Origin of the sequence: Jejudonia soesokkakensis (assembly GCF_042664795.1) — a bacterium.
GTDB lineage: Bacteria > Bacteroidota > Bacteroidia > Flavobacteriales > Flavobacteriaceae > Jejudonia > Jejudonia soesokkakensis.
In genome coordinates this window covers 57,204-77,125 of the sequence record NZ_JBHTBN010000002.1, presented here as the reverse complement: position 1 = coordinate 77,125, position 19,922 = coordinate 57,204, and the positions used below count along the sequence as shown (strand labels likewise).

At 36.2% G+C, this 19,922-nt stretch carries 17 protein-coding genes; 11 read left to right on the top strand and 6 right to left on the bottom strand.

What is annotated here, in order from left to right; genetic code table 11:
* Nucleotides 1-38 precede the first annotated feature (38 nt).
* Genes ACFQO1_RS04955 through ACFQO1_RS04930 form a run of 6 tightly spaced genes read left to right on the top strand, consistent with a single transcriptional unit; the run spans nt 39 to nt 5,852 of the window.
* Entirely contained in the window at nt 39-1,241 is a 1,203-nt protein-coding gene (locus ACFQO1_RS04955) for a sensor histidine kinase (protein WP_380216875.1), read from the top strand.
* A 42-nt stretch (nt 1,242-1,283) separates the two neighbouring features.
* Nucleotides 1,284-3,209: a BatA domain-containing protein gene (locus ACFQO1_RS04950; protein ID WP_380216874.1), complete on the top strand. Its 1,926-nt coding sequence runs from the start codon at nt 1,284-1,286 to the stop codon at nt 3,207-3,209.
* A 30-nt stretch (nt 3,210-3,239) separates the two neighbouring features.
* Nucleotides 3,240-4,499, top strand: a complete 1,260-nt coding sequence (locus ACFQO1_RS04945) for a dihydroorotase (protein WP_380216873.1) — start codon at nt 3,240-3,242, stop codon at nt 4,497-4,499.
* Nucleotides 4,493-4,813: a hypothetical protein gene (locus tag ACFQO1_RS04940; RefSeq protein WP_380216872.1), complete on the top strand. Its 321-nt coding sequence runs from the start codon at nt 4,493-4,495 to the stop codon at nt 4,811-4,813. Before ACFQO1_RS04945 ends, ACFQO1_RS04940 begins: the two co-directional genes overlap by 7 nt.
* Before the next feature lie 5 nt (nt 4,814-4,818).
* Nucleotides 4,819-5,157: a DUF4870 domain-containing protein gene (locus tag ACFQO1_RS04935; RefSeq protein WP_380216871.1), complete on the top strand. Its 339-nt coding sequence runs from the start codon at nt 4,819-4,821 to the stop codon at nt 5,155-5,157.
* Nucleotides 5,158-5,195: 38 nt separating this feature from the next.
* Nucleotides 5,196-5,852 carry an alpha/beta hydrolase gene (locus tag ACFQO1_RS04930; protein ID WP_380216870.1) on the top strand — a complete coding sequence of 219 codons (657 nt, stop codon included), beginning with the start codon at nt 5,196-5,198 and terminating at the stop codon, nt 5,850-5,852.
* A gap of 6 nt (nt 5,853-5,858) precedes the next feature.
* On the opposite strand, the gene ACFQO1_RS04925 is transcribed toward ACFQO1_RS04930, so the two are convergent.
* A complete protein-coding gene (locus tag ACFQO1_RS04925) occupies nt 5,859-6,290 on the bottom strand; it encodes a hypothetical protein (RefSeq protein WP_380216869.1) in 432 nt (143 codons plus the stop codon).
* Nucleotides 6,291-6,395: 105 nt separating this feature from the next.
* Entirely contained in the window at nt 6,396-7,172 is a 777-nt protein-coding gene (locus ACFQO1_RS04920; protein ID WP_380216868.1) for an MBL fold metallo-hydrolase, read from the bottom strand.
* An 86-nt stretch (nt 7,173-7,258) separates the two neighbouring features.
* Between ACFQO1_RS04920 and ACFQO1_RS04915 the strand changes: the two genes are divergently transcribed.
* Complete coding sequence (locus ACFQO1_RS04915) at nt 7,259-8,710, top strand: TonB-dependent receptor (protein WP_380216867.1); 1,452 nt, start codon at nt 7,259-7,261, stop codon at nt 8,708-8,710.
* Here ACFQO1_RS04915 and bcp read toward each other — a convergent pair.
* On the bottom strand, nt 8,707-9,162 hold the full coding sequence (bcp, locus tag ACFQO1_RS04910) for a thioredoxin-dependent thiol peroxidase (RefSeq protein ID WP_380216866.1): 456 nt from the start codon (nt 9,160-9,162) through the stop codon (nt 8,707-8,709). The genes ACFQO1_RS04915 and bcp overlap by 4 nt on opposite strands.
* 29 nt (nt 9,163-9,191) lie before the next feature.
* Between bcp and ACFQO1_RS04905 the strand changes: the two genes are divergently transcribed.
* A complete protein-coding gene (locus tag ACFQO1_RS04905; protein ID WP_380216865.1) occupies nt 9,192-9,854 on the top strand; it encodes an endonuclease III domain-containing protein in 663 nt (220 codons plus the stop codon).
* 271 nt (nt 9,855-10,125) lie between these two features.
* Here the strand turns inward: ACFQO1_RS04905 and ACFQO1_RS04900 are convergent, their stop codons facing one another.
* Nucleotides 10,126-10,710, bottom strand: coding sequence for an RNA polymerase sigma factor (locus tag ACFQO1_RS04900; RefSeq protein WP_380216864.1), 585 nt, complete (start codon nt 10,708-10,710; stop codon nt 10,126-10,128).
* Nucleotides 10,711-10,969: 259 nt separating this feature from the next.
* Here ACFQO1_RS04900 and uvrA point away from each other — a divergent pair, with 259 nt between their 5' ends.
* From uvrA to ACFQO1_RS04885, 3 genes are all read left to right on the top strand, one after another.
* Nucleotides 10,970-13,750, top strand: a complete 2,781-nt coding sequence (uvrA, locus tag ACFQO1_RS04895; protein ID WP_380216863.1) for an excinuclease ABC subunit UvrA — start codon at nt 10,970-10,972, stop codon at nt 13,748-13,750.
* Nucleotides 13,751-13,869: 119 nt separating this feature from the next.
* A complete protein-coding gene (locus ACFQO1_RS04890) occupies nt 13,870-14,481 on the top strand; it encodes a hypothetical protein (protein WP_380216862.1) in 612 nt (203 codons plus the stop codon).
* A 261-nt stretch (nt 14,482-14,742) separates the two neighbouring features.
* A complete protein-coding gene (locus tag ACFQO1_RS04885) occupies nt 14,743-16,107 on the top strand; it encodes a hypothetical protein (protein ID WP_380216861.1) in 1,365 nt (454 codons plus the stop codon).
* Between the two features lie 64 nt (nt 16,108-16,171).
* Here the strand turns inward: ACFQO1_RS04885 and ACFQO1_RS04880 are convergent, their stop codons facing one another.
* Complete coding sequence (locus tag ACFQO1_RS04880) at nt 16,172-17,452, bottom strand: glycosyltransferase family 4 protein (RefSeq protein ID WP_380216860.1); 1,281 nt, start codon at nt 17,450-17,452, stop codon at nt 16,172-16,174.
* A gap of 5 nt (nt 17,453-17,457) precedes the next feature.
* Nucleotides 17,458-19,899 (bottom strand): YfhO family protein, encoded by a 2,442-nt coding sequence (locus ACFQO1_RS04875; RefSeq protein ID WP_380216859.1) that lies wholly within the window; start codon nt 19,897-19,899, stop codon nt 17,458-17,460.
* Nucleotides 19,900-19,922: the final 23 nt, after the last annotated feature.

Here is a 19,922-nt window from a genome sequence, read left to right as displayed (position 1 = left end):
CCAAAAACTATAAGTAGGAATTTTCCGTAAATATTAACGTGCTAGAACCTAAAATCCCCCAAAACGAGGTACAGCGTCTTAATGCCGTACAATCCTATCAACTCCTCGACACCCTTCCCGAAGATGAGTATGACAATATTACTTCGTTAGTAGCCTCAGTTTGCAATGTTCCCATTTGTCTTATTACCCTAATTGACAAGGATAGAAATTTTTTAAAGTCTCATTATGGAGTTAATATAGACGAATCACCAAGAAGCACCTCATTTTGTGGGCATGCGATTCTTACTCCACAAGATTTATTTATTGTTGAGGATGCAAGAAAAGATAGTCGCTTTAAAAACAACCCAATTGTTAGTGAACAAGGTCATTTATTTTATGCAGGAGCTCCCTTGGTTAATGAAGAAGGATTTGCCTTAGGTACCTTATGCATTTTTGACATGAAGCCTAGAACGCTTCAGCATAAAGAAAAAGAAATAATAGTGGCTTTAGCAAACCAGGTAGTCAAATTATTTGAACTTCACAAAAAAAATAATGAACTAAATAAAACGTATAAAGAACTTGAAGAACGTAATAAAAGACTTAAAAAATTTGCGGGTCTCGTAACGCATGACCTTAAATCTCCTTTAGGAAATATTACGACACTTACCAGAATGCTAAAAGAAGAATGTTTAACGGCTGTAAGTGATCAATGTAATCAATATCTAGACTATATTGAAGAATCCTCTGTCACAATGAAGAATTATGTGAACGACATGCTTGATTTTTACAAATCAGATGGCTTACTAAAAGAAAAAGCAACTCAATTCTTACTCAATGAACTTTTTGAAGAATTGGAAGAAATGCTGTTTGTTGACAACTCTAACTTTATTCATCCAACGCAAAGTATTTCGATACATACAAACAAACAGGCCCTTTATCAGATTCTGCTAAATTTAATAGCCAATTCTCTAAAATACAGTCACCACTCAAATCCTACAGTAACCATTGAATTTTCTGAAGACTTCCAAAACTATATTTTTAAAGTTATAGACAATGGTCAAGGAATCTCACCAAAAGATCAAAAGGGAATTTTTGATATGTTTAAAACAACTGCAAATACCGATAAAGACGGAAAGAGAGGCTCTGGTATTGGACTGGCCACTGTAAAGAACTTAGTTAAAAAGCTTAATGGTACGATAAAACTCGAGTCAACGCTAGGAAAGGGTACTTCTATCACCTTTACTATAAAGAAAACAGTTTAATTGCTTTCGGTTTTTTATCTTTGAAAAATATCTGAAACAGGAATGCAGTTTAAACACCCAGAACTTCTTTACGCACTTTTTTTACTGCTCATTCCTATTCTTATTCATTTGTTTCAATTACGAAGGTTTCAGAAGGTCGCATTTACCAATGTTGCTTTTTTGAAAAAGGTGAATTTCCAGACCAGAAAAAGTTCACAGCTTAAAAAATGGATCACATTACTACTACGATTAGTAGCGCTGGCTTGCATAATTATTGCTTTCGCACAGCCATTTACAGCGTCAACAACTGCCCTAAATACCGAAAAAGAAACCGTTTTATATCTGGATACGAGCTTTAGCATGCAGGCGAAAGGATCTCAAGGCCCCTTATTGCAACGTGCAGTTCAGGATATTTACGAAAATATAAAGAGTACAGATAACATAAGCTGGTTTACCAATGACTATGCACGAAAAAATGTTTCGATTCAGGATTTTAAAAATGAAGTCCTAAAGATTACGTATTCAAATAAACAATTAACTCCCTCAGAAGTGCTTCTGAAAGCCAAACAATATTTTTCAAAAAGTACTTCGGCAGATAAACGTTTGATCTATGTTTCAGACTTTCAGCAAAAAGAAGCCTTCCCTGTTCTTTCCGAAGAAATCTCAGTAAATGTGGTCCCTTTAGCTCCTGTGGTGACCAAGAATATCGCTATTGATACTGCGTACATAGTTTCAAAAAGCACAACAAATACACAGCTTAAAGTAGTTATCTCTAGCACAGGCGATGTTGCGCAGACTATACCGGTTTCACTTTATAATGGAAACAGCCTCATTGCAAAAACCGCAGCAGACCTCTCCAATAGTTCTCAAAACGAAGTCTTCTTCGATATAGAAAATGTAACAAATTTTAAAGGTAGGCTCTCTATTTCTGAAGCAAACCTTACGTATGACAATGATTTATTTTTTAGTATTAATCCGCCAGAAAAAATCAAGGTACTTTCCGTCAATGAAGCAGAAGCTAACTTTTTGCAACGTATTTTCGACCAACCAGAATTTGAATACACACAACAAACAAATCGGACGGTTAACTACAATACCATTGCTTCACAGAATTTTGTAATCATCAATGAGCTAAACGTTATTCCTGAGTCATTGACGACTGCATTGAATACATTTGTCAATAACGGCGGAAGCTTATGTATTATCCCGCCAGTAAATGGAAATACTAGTAGCTATAACGCATTACTGAATCGTCTTAGAGTGGGTACTTTTTCTGAAGCCATCAACCAAGAGAAAAAAATTACTAAAATCGTATTCGACCATCCATTGTATAGTAATGTATTTGAAAAAAGAGTCGTAAACTTTCAGTACCCAAAAGTAAATTCTTTTAACACGATTACTTCCAATGCCACGGCTGTGCTTCAGTTTGAAGACAACAAGCCGTTTATCGTAAATCGTGGCTCTGTGTATGTTAGTACGGCAGCATTTAATACCGAAAATTCCAACTTTCAGAATTCTCCTTTGATCGTTCCAACCCTTTACAATATGGCGCAACTTAGTTTGCCACTCCCTCAATTGTATTATGAAGTGGGGAAACAAAATAACTATTCGGTGCCTGTTACTTTAATACAAGATGAGATTCTCACTATAAAAGATAGCACACAAAGCTTTATACCCTTGCAACAAACCAAAGCCAATCAGGTAGACATCACAACAAATGAAGAGCCAGCAACTGCAGCAACGTATTCGATTACAAAACAGGAGGAAGTTTTACAAAATGTGAGCTATAATTATGATAGATCTGAAAGTGTATTGCAATATGCCAATCCCAGAGATTGGGAAGGCGTAGCGGTGTATGATTCGGTTTCAGATTTATTTTACACCCTATCTGAAGAAAATTCAATGAACAGTTTCTGGAAATGGTTTGCTATTTTTGCATTTATATTCCTATTATTGGAAATGTTGTTCTTGAAATTTTATAAACGTTGAAAATCATTTTTTAATCAATTGACGCACAAGATGAACGTACTTTTAAAATCTGCTATTATTGTTGACGCTTCTAGCAAACATCATTTAAAAAAGCGCGATATTTTAATTGAAAACGGAACAATTACCAAAATTGCAGCGTCAATTTCAAATCCTACAGCCAAAGAAATTTCACTTGACAATTTACACGTCTCTCAAGGTTGGTTCGACCCTAGTGTGTCCTTTGGAGAACCAGGCTACGAAGAACGTGAAACTATAGAGAATGGCCTTATGACAGCAGCTCAAAGCGGATTTTCACATGTTGCCGTCAATACCAATACCAATCCTGTTGCAGATACTAAAAGTACCATTCAGTTTTTAAAATCGAAAGCAGCTAAGAATGCGGTTACCCTACACCCTATTGGAACTTTAAGTGCAGGAAGTAAAGGCGAGGACCTCGCAGAGCTTTATGATATGCAAAATGAAGGAGCTATTTCGTTCTATGATTATAAAAAGCCTATCGCCAATGCAAATTTATTAAAGATCGCGCTTCAGTATGTGCAAAATTTTAACGGATTGGTACAAAGTTTTCCATTAAATGCAACCATTTCACCAAAAGGAATGGTACACGAGCATACCCACAGTACAAAATTAGGGTTAAAAGGAATTCCGTCACTTTCAGAAGAGCTTCAAATCACAAGAGATCTGTATATATTAGAATATACTGGCGGACGACTCCACATACCAACTATTTCTACAAAGAAATCGGTAGAATTGATTAAAGAAGCCAAAAAAAATGGGCTAAATGTGAGCTGTAGTGTGGCTATCAACAATCTTTTTTTAACCGATGAAGTCCTAGAAAGTTTTGACACAAATTATAAACTATTGCCACCAATACGAGCAAAAGAAGATGCAAAAGCACTTATAAAGGGATTAACAGAAGGTGTTATAGACGGTGTCACAAGCGACCACAATCCTATAGATATTGAACATAAGAATACAGAGTTTGACCATGCTGCCTTCGGAAGCATTGGCCTTGAGAGTTGCTTTGGTGCATTAAATACGCTTATTGGTTTTGAAAAAGCAGTTAAATCTTTCACTCAATTAAAATCACACTTTAATATTGAAAACCATTCTATTACTGAAAACGCATTAGCAAATCTTACTCTTTTTAATCCAGAGGTTGAATGGACCTTTACTATAGATCACATTCTTTCCAGTTCTCAAAACGCTGCGTTGTTAGGAGAAGCATTAAAAGGAAAAGCTTACGGAGTCTTTGGAAATAAAAAATTAATACTCTCAAAAGAATGGTAACTACTCCTCCCGGAAAAAATAAAGCCATCATTGCGTACATAACTTTTATTGGAATGTTTATTGCAATTTCTATGAACAAGGACCATAAAGACAGTTTTGCTTCTTGGCATATTAAAAATATGTTCGGACTTGTACTTATGCTTTTTGTGGCGGTGATCACTCAATTTCATATTAATTTGCTGGCTGGAGACATCCTTTATTGGATTTCGGTGGTTTTCTGGTTATTTTCCTTTATTATGGCCATTGCGAATAAGCAACAAGGAATTCCATTTCTAAGTGAGCAGTTTCAGAAATGGTTTAAATTTTTAGACTAAGAAACATGCAGACTCAAGGAGCACAAGAGGGAAAAACTATGGCGATCATATCGTATCTCACTGCGATTGGGTTGATCATTTCGTATGTAAATAATTCAGAAAAGAAAAATAGTTTAGTCGCCTATCATATCCGTCAGAGTCTCGGCATCATTTTGCTTTTTATTATAGTTTCTATTTTTCTCTCTGCGATTAACTTTCTGGTGAGCATTCCATTTTTGGGTTGGATTCTACAACTAGGAACCTTTGTTTTATGGTTATTAGGAATACTTTCGGCAGGTAAAGGTCTTAAAGAACCTGTTCCATTGTTTGGAGCATATTTTCAGGAATGGTTTAAAGGAATTTAATCTCTTATATATCTCATTACTTCTGTTATTTTTGTCCTATGGAAAAACAAACATTACTCTTAGAACACAATTATAAAGCACCAAAAACTACTTCAAAAAATGCTCCTGCGATTATTTTGTTGCATGGCTTTGGAAGTGATGAGAATGACCTTTTCTCTTTTGCCAGCGAATTGCCAGACCACTATCATATCATTTCGTTGAAAGCTCCTATTCCAATGCAGCCCTATGGAAATGCTTGGTATAATATCTATTTTGATTCTAACGACGGAAAGTTTAGTGATAACGAACAAGCTATTGCCTCTCGCGAGTTGGTGGTGAAATGCATGGATGAGATTGTAGAAAAATATCAAGTAAATGCTGAAGCTATTACACTTTTAGGTTTTAGTCAAGGAACAATTTTAAGTTTTAGTATCGCGCTCAGTTACCCCAAAAAAGTGAAAAACGTCATCGGATTAAGCGGTTATATTAATCAGGAAATTTTGAAAGAAGGCTACGAAAAAAATGACTTTTCCCATCTAAATATCTATACTTCTCACGGAAGTGTAGATCAGGTAATTCCTGTAGATTGGGCACGTAAGACCGAACCATTTTTAAAAAATCTGAATATAGATTGTAAATACTCAGAATTCCCAGTAGGTCATGGAGTCGCACCACAAAATTTCTACGAGCTAAAAGAATGGTTAATGAGTAATTAAAATATATTATTTCGTATATAAAACTGATCCTAGCGTGGTAAGGTCCACTGAGCTGTCTTCGTTGATAAAATATTCAAAGATCATTTCGCCCCAGTAGTCACCATCGGTAAAATCTGCAATTACCCATCGGTGATTTAAAAATTTGATTTTATTAATCCGCATCTCTCCGTTGATACCATTATATGGAACAAGAGAGTTTCCTTCGGGGGCGGCATTTTTATCTAATATAGCATTGCTCACTTTATTTTGAACATCAATTGCCTCTACTCCTTTCTTTTCAAAATAGGTCATAGCATTATCATTGCCTAGCAACGTAAAATAATTTTCATCGAGCAATTTTGTTTCCAGCCTATTAACGATACTATCACTCTTCTTTGTTGAAGTAGTAAGCTTTTGGATTTTGGCATCCTGATCTTCAAAGATTTTTTTTTCATTCATGTATTGAAAAATGATGAACAATACAGCAAAAAAAAACAGGTACATAAAAATTTTATTCTTCATTGAGTTTATCTGGCTGCCATGATAATGACAGACTTATTTTAATTATATCATAATTTTAAGACCATCATACGCCAGAAAAACATTCTCTGGTAATGTTGGCTCTACTTCGGCATGAAAACCTAGTAAATGGCTTATGTGTGTTAAATACGCTTTCTTAGGATTTACTTTATTAATAAATGCTAAGGCTTCAGAAAGATTAAAATGACTATGATGAGGTGTTTTACGCAATGCATTTATAACAAGTACCTCCACTCCTTTAAGCTTTTTAAATTCTGAAGCTTCGATAGTTTTCACATCGGTTAGATACACAAAATCATCAACTCTAAACCCAAAAACCGGCAACGTATTATGAAATGCTTCAATAACAATCACCTGCTTTCCGAAGAGATCAAAACTACTCCCCTTGTCAATTACTTTTTCAATGATGGTAGGCGCTCCGGGATACTTGTTTTCAGTTTCAAAAACGTAAGCAAATCGCGTATGTAGAATATTAAAAACATTTTTAGAAGCATAAAACTCCATTCCGCCTTGTTTAAAATTGAAAGGTCTAATATCATCAATGCCCGCGACGTGATCACTGTGTTCATGCGTGAGAAAAATTCCGTCAAGTCGTTTGACTTGTTCTCGTAGCATTTGTTGCCTAAAATCTGGACCACAATCAATCACATACGTGTGATCGTTCCATTCTAAAAGTACAGAAACACGCAATCTTTGATCTCTAGAATCGTTACTTAAACAAACAGGATGATCACTTCCAATTACTGGTATTCCCTGAGAAGTTCCAGTACCTAAAAAAGTAATTGAAAGTTGGTTTTTCATTCACACAAAAATAACAGTATTTTTTTTGTTTGCCTATGCTATTTCATACCTTTGTTATACACGAAAAAGAATAATACTACCCTGCTATGCCAGAAACGTTAAAAGGTGATAAGGAATTTGAAAATATTCCCTCCATTAGAAGTAAAGCCTTACGAATTAACTTAAATGAAAATATCTACGGAACCTTTGCTGAAATTGGTGCAGGACAGGAAACCGTACGTAATTTCTTTAGAGCAGGAGGTGCGTCTGGCACCATTGCAAAAACAATGTCTGCATACGACAAAGATTTTAGTGACGCAATCTATGGAATCGAAGAAGATGGACGCTATGTGACAGAGGCACGACTAAAAAAAATGCTGTCGCATGAAATCAATTTAATTGAAGAACGTATTGTTCGTGAAAAGCATCCCAATAAAATGTTTTTCGCTTATGCAAATACTGTTGCTACCATAGACTTTGCAAAAAAATACAAAGGTCATGGTTGGGTAGGAATTCGCTATCAGATTGACCAAAATGAGGATTATAATGAAATCATGTTGCACATACGCTTTCATGAAAATGATGCCGTACAGCAACAGCAAACCCTCGGAATTTTAGGTGTAAATCTTATTTATGGAGCATTTTACAAGTATGATACACCAAGAAAACTGCTTCGTTACTTATACGATCATATTGATAAAGACAAAATAGAGATTGACACTATCAACTTCTCTGGACCTAAATTTGAAGCTGTGGACAACCGCTTAATGAGTTTGCAGCTCATTAAGAATGGGATGACAGATGCTGTGATGTTTGGACCAGATGGAAATAACATTCTGCCTGCAAGGATTCTGTATAAGAAAAATATACTCGCACTTCGAGGTAGCTTTAGACCTGTGACCAAAGTAAACATCGACATGTATCAAAAATCATATGAGATGTTTTTGGACGAGAACCGTGTCGATGCAGAGCGTACCGAAACAATTTTTGAGATCACACTATCCAATCTTAGAGCTGAAGGTGAAATCGACGAAGAGGATTTTATGGATCGAGCACGCTTACTGTGTTCTCTGGGACATAATGTGATGATTTCCAATTTTCAGGAATATTATAAATTGGTGGAGTATTTTTCTCGATATACTAAAATGCGTTTAGGTTTGGCGATGGGAGTAAATAATCTCGTAGACATATTTGATGAAAAATATTACCGTCACTTAAGTGGTGGAATTCTGGAAGCCTTCGGAAAGTTATTTTTTAAGGATTTAAAAGTATACTTATACCCTATGCGTGATCCTGAAACTGGAGAATATACTACTAGCGAAAACTTAAAAGTACACCCACGTATGAAAGAATTATACAAATTCTTTAAGTACAACGGAAAAGTAATTGACATCAAAGATTTTAATCCCGATATTCTGAATATATTCTCAAGAGAAGTGCTTCAGAAGATCGAGAACGGCGAAGAGGATTGGGAAACTATGCTCCCTGAAGGTGTTTCAGAAATTATTAAAGAGAAAAAGTTGTTTCATTTAGAAGAAGCAATTTCCAAAGCAAATTAATCCTCGAGCAGCTGTGCTGCATGATCTTTTGTTTTTACTTTATCAATCACACGACTCACAATTCCTTTTTCATTAACAACAAAGGTTTTGCGGTATATGCCATCATAGATACGTCCCATAAATTTCTTTTCTCCCCAAACACCAAAAGCATCTATGACTTCTTTTTGGGTATCTGCTAACAACGGAAAAGGAAAATCAAATTTTTCTTTAAAATTCTTTTGTTTTCTTTCAGTGTCTGCACTAACGCCTAACAATTCATACCCTTGATTCTGCAATTCGTTAAAATTATCTCTAAGATTACATGCCTCTGCGGTACAACCAGGTGTATTTGCTTTAGGGTAAAAAAACACGATTAGTTTCTTTCCTTTATAATCTGATAAAGATATTGCATTACCATCCTGATCATTTACTGTAAAATTTGGTACTTTATCTCCTTCTTTTAACGTCTTCATTTGTTTATTTTTGTGTAAAACTACACATTATGACCAAACAGGAAAAGGTAAATTTTGTTATTGAAACGTTAAACAAGTTATATCCTGAAATTCCTATTCCGCTAGATCATAAAGATCCTTACACATTACTCATTGCCGTATTACTATCGGCTCAAAGTACAGACGTTCGAGTCAATAAAATTACCCCCTTACTTTTTGAAGTTGCCGATAATCCGTATGATATGATACAACTTTCCGAAGAAGAAATACGTGAAATCATAAAACCAGTTGGATTATCACCTATGAAGGCAAAAGGAATTTATGGGTTATCGCACATCTTAATTGATAAGTACGGAGGACGTGTTCCTGAAAGTATAGAAGCCTTAAAAGAATTACCCGCTGTAGGCCATAAAACGGCAAGTGTCGTTGTGAGTCAGGCGTTTGGTATTCCTGCATTTCCAGTAGATACACATATCCATAGATTGATGTATCGTTGGGGCTTTTCCAATGGAAAAAATGTGACTCAAACCGAAAAAGACGCAAAACGATTATTTCCTAAAGAAATCTGGAACGACCTGCATTTACAGATCATATGGTATGGGCGTCAGTACTCGCCAGCTCGCCGTTGGGATCTTGAAAAAGATAGTATTACCAAAACTATTGGGAGAAAAACTGTACTGGCAGCTTATGAGAAAAAGAAAGCTAAAAAGTAACCAATCGACACAAAAAACCCCGAAATTGGTGTTTTTCCGGGGTTTTCCAAAGTTTAGTTTAGAAGCGCTTCAAACTTCAATTTATGGTAATCTATAACACTTAAAGCCTTAGAATAATCCAGAAGAAACTTTACAGTTTCGTCTTTTGGAACTAAGTTTTCATTCACGCATTCCTGACGTGATTTAGAGTACATTTTTTGCATATAACGTAATTTAGAGGTTACTATTTCTAAATAACGGAGCAAAAATAAGTTTATTGTATACCAGCTAATTAATTAGTTAATACTATGTTATGCTTCTCAATAACTTTGCGCAAATTTATGAGTGCATACCGCATTCTACCTAATGCTGTATTAATACTTACACCGGTTTGCTCGCTAATTTCTTTAAAGCTCATATCCTTGTACATACGCATGATGAGCACTTCTTTTTGATCGTCTGGAAGTTCTTCAATCAATCTTCGAACATCACTCTCAACTTGTCCCTTGATCATTCTTTTTTCTATATTTAAAGAATTGTCTGAAAGCACAGAAAAAATATTAAAATCATCCTTGTTTTCAAACTTCGGCATACGATTATTCTTTCGAAAATGATCTATAACTAAGTTATGAGCAATTCGCATTACCCAAGGTAGAAATTTACCTTCTTCATTGTAGGCACCTCTTTTTAGGGTACGAATTACTTTGATGAACGTATCTTGAAAAATGTCTTCGGAAATATCTCGGTCAAAGACCTTCGAATAAATAAAACTGTAGATTCTTTGTTTGTGACGCGTAACTAAAATAGAAAGTGAATTTTCGTCGCCTTTCATGTACGCGCTAACGAGTACAGCATCTGTTGGGGTGCTTTGCTTCATATTATTACTTTTTAAAAATAAACAACTATGTATTTTGGTTGACTAGCTGTTTGGTAATCTTACATTTAAAAGTAGTAATATGCTATAGGCAATAAATTTTATTAATTACGTTATTGGCTGTAAATATAACAACAAAGAAATCAGAAATGCAAAAAAAAGTTAAAGTTTTCGATAAAAAAATATAATTTCTTTGAATGTGCATACCCAAAATGGATGTAGTATCTTTGTAAAATTCGTTTAAAAAAACAGGAGAATTCTATTGGAAATTGAAACGCTAGACACGAAAAAGAATATCTTAATTCAGGGGGCAAAACTGCACAACCTTAAGGATATTTCGGTGGCAATTCCTCGAAATAAATTAGTGGTGATTACGGGACTTTCGGGAAGTGGAAAATCTAGTCTCGCCTTTGACACCCTCTACGCCGAAGGGCAACGAAGGTATGTCGAAAGTCTATCATCTTACGCACGCCAATTTCTAGGCAGACTTAACAAACCAAAAGTAGATTCGATCAAAGGAATTGCTCCCGCTATTGCCATTGAACAGAAAGTTAATGCTACGAATCCTCGTTCTACTGTAGGAACCTCCACAGAGATTTATGATTATTTCAAATTATTATATACGAGAATTGGTAAAACTTTTTCGCCAATTTCGGGTTCTGAAGTAAAAAAAGACACCGTTAGTGATGTCATTCGATATATAAAATCACTTTCTGAAGGTGAAAAACTCCTGCTGCTCGCTCCAATACATCTGGAAGAAGGCAGAGATATGAAAAATAAACTGCAAGCACTTGCGCAGCAAGGATATGCCAGGGTTAAAGTGAAGGGTGACGTTGTAAGAATTGACGAACTGAAGGATTCTATGCTTTCCGAAGAAATTCAATTGGTTGTCGATAGAGTGATTACAAAAGATGATGAGGATTTTTATAACCGACTTGCAGATGCAACTCAAGCAGCCTTTTTTGAAGGAAAAGGCGAATTATATATCGAACATCTTTCCGAAGAAAAAAGAATTCAAGAATTTAATAATCGCTTTGAAGCAGACGGCCAAGTATTCTTAGAACCAAATGTACATTTATTCAGTTTTAATAATCCGTATGGTGCATGTCCTACTTGTGAAGGGTATGGTGATGTTATTGGAATTGACGAAGATTTAGTAATTCCAAACTCGGCCCTTTCGGTATACGAAAATGCAATTTTCCCATGGCGTGGTGACAGTATGGGATGGTATAGGGATCAACTGGTCAACAATGCGTATAAATTTGAGTTCCCAATCCACAAACCTTGGTTTGAACTTTCCGAAGCACAAAAGCAACTTGTCTGGGAAGGAAACAAGCATTTTGAAGGACTCAACAGTTTCTTTTCATTTCTTGAGTCGAAAAGTTATAAAATTCAGAATCGGGTGATGTTATCCCGTTACCGTGGCAAAACTAGATGCAGTACCTGTCATGGCAGACGGTTACGACCTGAAGCAAGCTACGTAAAAGTGGGTGGCAAATCCATACAAGAATTAGTAGAGGTACCTCTTAACGATGTTGCCACTTTTTTTAAAAATCTTACACTAAACAAATACGACCAGCAGATAGCAAAACGCTTATTACTGGAAATTACCAACAGATTACAATTTTTAATGGATGTTGGTCTAAGCTACTTAACCCTAAATCGGAAATCCAACACACTTTCTGGTGGGGAATCGCAACGAATTAATTTAGCCACTTCGTTAGGTAGTAGCTTAGTCGGCTCCATGTACATCTTAGATGAACCCAGTATTGGATTACACCCAAAAGATACCGAACGGCTTATTGTTGTTTTAAAATCTTTACGAGATTTGGGAAATACCGTTATTGTTGTTGAACATGACGAGGACATCATGAAGGCTGCAGATGCTATCATCGATATTGGCCCAGAAGCTGGAACTTTTGGAGGTGAAGTTGTAGCCACCGGAACCTATCAGGATATTTTAAAATCTAATTCACTTACTGCTCAATACTTGAATGGTAAGAAAGAAATTAAAGTCCCTGCCAAAAGGCGCTCTTCAAAAAAATTCATCAAGATTCTTGGTGCACGTCATAACAATTTAAAAAATATAGATGTTGCATTTCCAATGGGAGCTTTTACGGCGGTTACTGGAGTTTCAGGAAGCGGAAAAAGTACACTTGTTAAAAAAATATTGTATCCGGCTTTACAGCGACACATAGATGGCTATGGTGAAAAGCCTGGACAGTTTACCGCTCTAGAAGGAACATTTGATACTATAAAAAACATCGAGTTTATCGATCAAAATCCTATTGGTCGTTCCAGCAGGTCCAACCCGGTGACGTATATTAAAGCGTATGATGATATTCGAAATTTATACGCTTCTCAAAAATTAAGTGATATTCGAGGATACAAAGCAAAGCATTTTAGCTTTAACGTTGATGGAGGTCGCTGTGAAACCTGCAAGGGAGAAGGTGAAGTGACTATTGAGATGCAGTTTATGGCAGATGTGCACCTAGAGTGTGATACTTGCAATGGAAAACGCTTTAAAAAAGAAGTGCTGGAGGTTCAATTTGCGAATAAAAATATTGATCACATTTTAAGGCTCACTGTAGATGATGCTATTACTTTTTTTTCTGAAAATAATCAGCTAAAAATCGTCAATAAATTACAACCATTACAAGATGTGGGGTTAGGGTATGTTCAATTAGGACAAAGCTCTTCTACCCTTTCGGGCGGGGAAGCGCAAAGGATTAAGCTAGCTTCCTTTCTTGTAAAAGGAAATACCAAAGACAAGGCACTTTTTATTTTTGACGAACCTACTACCGGACTTCATTTTCATGATATTAAAAAATTACTGGCCTCGTTTTATGCTTTATTAGATAAAGGTCATACAGTTATAGTTGTAGAACATAATCTTGATCTTATAAAATGTGCAGATCATATTATCGATCTTGGATTGGAAGGCGGAATAAACGGTGGTAATGTGATTGCTTCAGGTACTCCCGAAGAAGTAGCAAAAAATAAGACTTCTTATACAGCGGAGTATCTTAGGGAAAAGATATAACCTGTAAATCATTACAAATCAATCAACTATATTTTTGGCATGGCTATTGAAATTCTTTAACTCAATAGCGTAACTCGGTATCGCTTATCATATCGAACAAACCCAAAATATAGTTAATTATGAAAAAAATAATTCTATTAGTAGCAGTATTCCTCATTGGAAACGCTACGCAGACTTTTGCGCAACGCCACCAAAATGTAATTATAAATCAGGGAACAAATGATCGCTATTACAATTCGAATGAAACGATTCGATTTGTTGAAGACGGTGTTCTGTATACAGTAACTACTAATGGTCATTTTGATTTTGAGGTGATTCACCCTTCAAAACCAAAATATAAAAAGAAAAAGAACCGTAGATATCAAGCAGTGAATTATCATGCTTCTGATTTTGGTGCTGTTCGGTATAATCAGGGAGGTAAACACTTTCCAAAAATTAAAAAAGATCGCTACGGAACTATCATTCGAATAGGTAAAACTGAGATTGATTATAAGCGAAATGGTAAAGTGAGAACTATTGGATGTGTACCTTTTTATTACAACAGAGGAAGATTGGTTCAAGCAGGAAACATGAAAATAACCTATACACGTTTTGGTACTATTAGAGCAACATATGGACATATTAATAAATTTAATAGAGAATTTTGGCACGATGATTGGTACGTATATAATGAGTATAGAAATGATTTCTCATATCAACATTCAAATACTCGAATTAGAATAAAGAAATAAAAATTTGGTTGGTTAGTTTTTAAATCCGTCATGACCCCTTAAAAGGTTTTGGCGGATTTTTATTTTCTATTCAATCAATAGCGTACTAGTGTATGATCAAAAGTTAAAATAGAGCGTGGTTTGTTTAATGAAAATTTCAAAACCCCTGTAGACAATGGTATTAGCCCATGCCTATGATTTTTGGCACGGTCGTTGTATTTAAAATGATGTACTGTTACTGACCAAAAAAATAAAGTGATGTACAACCTAAATTTCAAAATTATGAAAAAGTTCGCAACAATCGTTTTTAGTTTCTTATTAGTAGGACTAACGACAACAACAAAAGCAGCAGAAGCTGCAGAAGGTCCTATAAGGGGATATGATGGTAAATCCTACATATTTGTAGAAGGTGGCGTAGAATTTTCGGTGTTCCCGGATGGTCAGTTTGATTTCGTTTATGTTGGTCCTCAAAATGGAGGGAATGTAAACGTAAATATAAATACCCCTAATGTAAATATTAGTTATAATTCAGGGTATGATTATGAAACCTATGTTCAATATGATGATTATGGTGCAGTAATTCAAGTAGAAGATGTCCCTATTTATTACGATGACTATGGACGTATTACCCAAGCAGGAGAAGTAGATATTAGATACAATGATAGACGTATCGTTCGTGTAGGTGGGTTAAGAGTACACTATAACAATTATGGTTATTATTCACATTATTCAGGCTTTATTAATACCTGGAACCCATACTATGTGTACCGTCCATGGCATGTGTATTATGCGCCTCCAATCTATAGCAGCTGTGTAGTTTATGACTATCCATATAGAACTTATTATAGCCCTGTTCGATTTAGTTTTAATGTCCATTTAGGGTTTTATAGAAATAGACATTACAAGCCTTATAGAAATGCTCGAAGAGATTTTTACCGTCCAGGAAGTAGAGTGCACTATAAAAATGGTCGTGTAGCTAGGAATAATAGTTACAATCCAAACAGACGAAATACTATGATTGCACGTTCTGGAGATAGAAATAATGTTCGAAGCAATAACAGTATTGCAAGAAAAGGAAATGATCGCGGAACGATTAATCGTTCAGCTACTAGAAATACAAATACGAGAGGTACAACAACTCGATCTGGTGCTACAAGAAATGCAAATACGAGAGGTACAACAACTCGATCTGCTAATTCGAGAGCTACTACCTCTAGAAATGGAAATTCTAAAGCAACTACAACTAGAGGTACAACGACCAGAAGTGCAATTACAAGAGGAACTACTGCTCGCTCCGGAAATTCGAAAAGTAATACTCGAAGTGCTACGACGAGAAATGGAAACGCCAGAGCAATTACATCTAGAGGTGGAAATCAACGCTCTGAAAAAAGTGTTCAACAAAGAAGCACTTCTAGAAAAGCAGGAAATGTGACCCGATCTAGTCAAAAGCGAACCGCTTCGGCTTCTAGAACGACGCAAAATAGAAATGTACGAAAAAGTAGCGACGCTCGCTCAACGAGAGGCACATCTGCAACAAGATCTTCCTCAAGAAAATCAAGTGCTGGCAAAAGTACTTCTACTCGAACTAAAAGTTCAGGAAGTAGAACTTCTTCAAGAGGTTCTTCTAAAAGAGGGAGAGGAATTTAAGAATTTTTTGGTTGGTTAGTTAGAAACTCCTGTGAAGCAGTAATGCAGATCAGGAGTTTCGTTATTATAATTCATGAAGCAAACCTGCCATTTGCTTAGTAAGTGCTTTTCTACTATATTTTTTAATTCCTTCCGAAGTAATCGTAAGCGAATCTTCTTTAAATAGCTGGTAATACTTTAAAAGGGTCTTTTTTAAATTTTCGCTATCAGCATAGCTAAAATAAGCACCACTCTTGGTGAGATTCATGATTGTTTCCACATCACTCCCTTTAGGACCCAGAGCAACAATAGGTCTATGTGCAATTAAGTATTCAAAGAATTTACCAGGAATAATCGCTTTTGTCTCTGGAGTGTCCATTTCGACAAGTAGTAAAACCTGTGCATTATGCTGCAGTTGAATAGCTTTAGAATGGGGCACATATCCTAAATTTGAAACGTTATGATGCAAATCAAAATCAGTAATACTTTTCAATACATCTTCGCTCACCACTCCTGCCAATTTGATTTCTAGATCCTTTTTAAAATCTGAATGTTCTGAAGCTATTTCCTGCAGTACTTTCCATAAAACCAAAGGATTTCGCTTACTTAGTAACGAACCAATATGAACTAAGGAAAACGTATCATCCAGCACCGGATACACAGCTTCTGTTTCTTCATAGCCGTTGGTTATAACCTTTACAGGTTTTTCAGTAATAGCCTCAAACTCTTTTTTTGTACTGGGACTTGTAACTACCACCCTATCTGCAGCACGTAGTACCTGTTTTTCTAGTGTTTTGTGTTTTTTTTCTGAAGAAGCCTTCAGTCGAAGAGATGCATGGTAATGTATCGTAGTCCAAGGATCCCTAAAATCGGCCAACCACTTCACTCCTATTAATTTCTGAAGCTCCATTCCTATAAGATGCAAACTATGTGGAGGACCTGAAGTCACTATCGTATCAATTTTTTGTTCTGAAAGATATGTTTTTAGAAAGGCTACGGAAGGTTTGACCCACCCTACTCTAGCGTCGGGTATAAAATAATTACCTCGAACATACAACATCATTTTTTCTAGAACCGAAGGCTTTTCCGAAGGGATCACGCCACTACTCATCTTTTTAGTTTTCTTTTTAGAAAATAATTTTGCCAGTTTGTAGGGCTCTTTAATTGGAAATTTAACGACTTCAATATCCTTGGGGACTTCGCTTATAATTTCAGAATCAATAAGTGGATAATTTGGATTTTCAGGAACAAAAACAATAGGTTCAATACCAAATTCTTTAAGATATGTAACAAACTTTAGCCAGCGCTGCACTCCAGGGCCTCCCGCAGGTGGCCAGTAATATGTAAGTATGAGAACGCGCTTCATAGAGATTAAGCTTCAGGTTGTTTGTTCTTTCTGAAAGTATAATAAATACCACCTACCAATACAAGAAGTAATAGAATACTGCTTGCCAGGGTGATCGTACTTCCGGTTTTAATTACTGAAGGTTCAAACTTAAATTCGATTTTATTATTTCCTGAAGGTACGGGAAGTGCTCTTAACACGTAATCTGCACGAATATAGTCGACGGGTTTGTCATTAATGTAAGCGTTCCACCCATCTTTGTAATAGACTTCAGAAAAAATGGCTAATTGTGGTGAGGTAGAAGAAGCTTCGTATATGAGATGTTCTGGTTCGTGGCTAATCAAATCGATACTTGCCGTGGAATCCCTTTTTATCTTTGCTAAGGGTAATTGATCTTTATATTTTTGATGAACAACGGCTGTCGTTTTCGTATTTAAGCTGTCCAGTAGTTTAATTTCCTGATTGGCATCTTCAGCAAAGAGCACATTTTCAACGAACCATGCATTCCCGTTTGCATATGGATTTCTTTGGGCTACTGGACCGCCACCTTCATTCTGTACAATGATGTAACGTACATTCATCATATTTAAAATACCAATATCTCCTTTCCGAATGTAAAACTCATTGATATCATTGATACGTTGTGGTTTTGCGGCATGGTACCCTCCGAGTGCATTGTGAAAATAACTTGCTTGTCCACTGGTAAACGCATCATTTGTGGCATCGTATACTCGAAAATGTCCATCATCTTTGGCAATTTGTATATTCGCACCATTCTCTTGAAACGGCTGCTCCATAATTCTTGCCTGTACGAAATCTTCATTATTCACATACCGGGTATCTACCCCAACCAGATCTATGGCAATTAATAGAACTAATCCAGCAATAGCTAAGCCTTCTTTTACTTTCGATTTTAAAAACAACCAAAGCACGCCAGCAGCTAGCAAAACAAATATGAGTGATCGTATAGCGTCCTCTGTCATTAGTGCCATACGGTCTTCTTTGAGCGCCTCAATGTAGGTAAAAGGCAATTGAAAGGCATCTGCAATTTGGCGGTCTATTGGCGTTGCAAAGTCAAATAAGGTACCTTTAAATAGAATAAGGACAACTGTAAGTCCGCCAACGATTCCCGTTGACCATACGAGTGCTTTCTTTTTAGCTTCAGAACTAACAAACTCATTAAAGTATTGATGCAAACCAACGATTGCCAGAATAGGCAAGACGAGCTCAATAATAACCTGTATGGAGGAAACTGCCCTAAACTTATCATATAATGGAACATACTCAATAAAGAAATCGGTTAGTAAAGGGAAATTTTTACCCCATGACAATAAAAGACTTAAAAAGAACGCTCCTAAGATCCACCATCGAATTCTCCCTTTTACTAAGAATAATGCCAACACAGCTAGAAAAATAACCACAGCACCTATATATGCAGGAGCTGCGACGATAGGTTGATCTCCCCAGTAGGGTCTCGTATAATATAAAATCTCTCCTGCTTGTTCCCTTGGGATACCAGATTTGATGAGCGTTTCAGTTACTTGGGAATCGTCGGGTAATTCGTCCCCCGAGCCACCACCCATAAATTTTGGAATAAATAAATTGAGTGATTCTGCTTTTCCGTAGCTATATTCAGTGATATATTCATAGGGTAAGCCTGAGCTACTTTCTTTTGGAGAACCGTCTGGATTAATAGTCAATTCACTATTGCCACGCGTAGAAGTATCTGCATATTCCTTGGTCGCCATAATATTTGTAGCGTTTAGACCTACGGCAATAAGTACACCCAATGCCATAATTCCGATTGCCTTAAAATAATGAGGCAGCATTTTTTTTCTGAAAGCATCTACCAGATATGCTATTCCAATACAAATTACCAGAAATAGCAAATAATAAGTCATCTGAAAATGGTTTGCGACCAACTCCAGCGCCATGGCAACTGTAGTAAGCAGGAAACCCCAGAGATATTTTCCACGGAATGTAAGGAGAATTCCGCTGAGCACTAACGGCATGTAGGCAATTGCATGCGCTTTGGCATTATGTCCTACTCCCAAAATTATAATGAGATAAGTGGAAAACCCAAACGCAATAGCGCCCAGAAAGGCAAGTTTATAATCTATTTTTAAAACGAGAAATAAAATATAGATTCCCATAAAATACAGGAAGAGGTAATCGGCAGGTCTTGGTAAAAAGCGAAGCGTAAGATCTAACTGTTTTATGTAATTGTGAGGATATCTAGCTCCTAGCTGATAGGTTGGCATGCCACCGAAAGCAGCATCTGTCCAATAGGTTTCTTCGCCTGTTTCGGCTTTGTAATCCTTTTGCTGCTTCGACATTCCAATATACTGAACAATATCACTTTGGTATATTTGTTTTCCAGACAATACAGGATTGAAGTATGCCAAAGAAGCAATTACAAATAAAACAAATACTATTAGATGTGGGATAAAACGCTTAAATAGCTGCATAAAGATGGAAATGTATTATGAGT

Coding starts and splice junctions, on each gene's coding strand:
- ACFQO1_RS04915 (WP_380216867.1), top strand. CDS start 7,259: ATGCCAGAAACGTTAAAAGGTGATAAGGAATTTGAAAATATTCCCTCC.
- ACFQO1_RS04875 (WP_380216859.1), bottom strand. CDS start 19,899: ATGCAGCTATTTAAGCGTTTTATCCCACATCTAATAGTATTTGTTTTA.
- ACFQO1_RS04905 (WP_380216865.1), top strand. CDS start 9,192: ATGACCAAACAGGAAAAGGTAAATTTTGTTATTGAAACGTTAAACAAG.
- ACFQO1_RS04920 (WP_380216868.1), bottom strand. CDS start 7,172: ATGAAAAACCAACTTTCAATTACTTTTTTAGGTACTGGAACTTCTCAG.
- ACFQO1_RS04930 (WP_380216870.1), top strand. CDS start 5,196: ATGGAAAAACAAACATTACTCTTAGAACACAATTATAAAGCACCAAAA.
- ACFQO1_RS04885 (WP_380216861.1), top strand. CDS start 14,743: ATGAAAAAGTTCGCAACAATCGTTTTTAGTTTCTTATTAGTAGGACTA.
- ACFQO1_RS04900 (WP_380216864.1), bottom strand. CDS start 10,710: ATGAAGCAAAGCACCCCAACAGATGCTGTACTCGTTAGCGCGTACATG.
- ACFQO1_RS04935 (WP_380216871.1), top strand. CDS start 4,819: ATGCAGACTCAAGGAGCACAAGAGGGAAAAACTATGGCGATCATATCG.
- ACFQO1_RS04950 (WP_380216874.1), top strand. CDS start 1,284: ATGCAGTTTAAACACCCAGAACTTCTTTACGCACTTTTTTTACTGCTC.
- ACFQO1_RS04940 (WP_380216872.1), top strand. CDS start 4,493: ATGGTAACTACTCCTCCCGGAAAAAATAAAGCCATCATTGCGTACATA.
- bcp (WP_380216866.1), bottom strand. CDS start 9,162: ATGAAGACGTTAAAAGAAGGAGATAAAGTACCAAATTTTACAGTAAAT.
- ACFQO1_RS04890 (WP_380216862.1), top strand. CDS start 13,870: ATGAAAAAAATAATTCTATTAGTAGCAGTATTCCTCATTGGAAACGCT.
- ACFQO1_RS04880 (WP_380216860.1), bottom strand. CDS start 17,452: ATGAAGCGCGTTCTCATACTTACATATTACTGGCCACCTGCGGGAGGC.
- ACFQO1_RS04925 (WP_380216869.1), bottom strand. CDS start 6,290: ATGAATGAAAAAAAAATCTTTGAAGATCAGGATGCCAAAATCCAAAAG.
- ACFQO1_RS04945 (WP_380216873.1), top strand. CDS start 3,240: ATGAACGTACTTTTAAAATCTGCTATTATTGTTGACGCTTCTAGCAAA.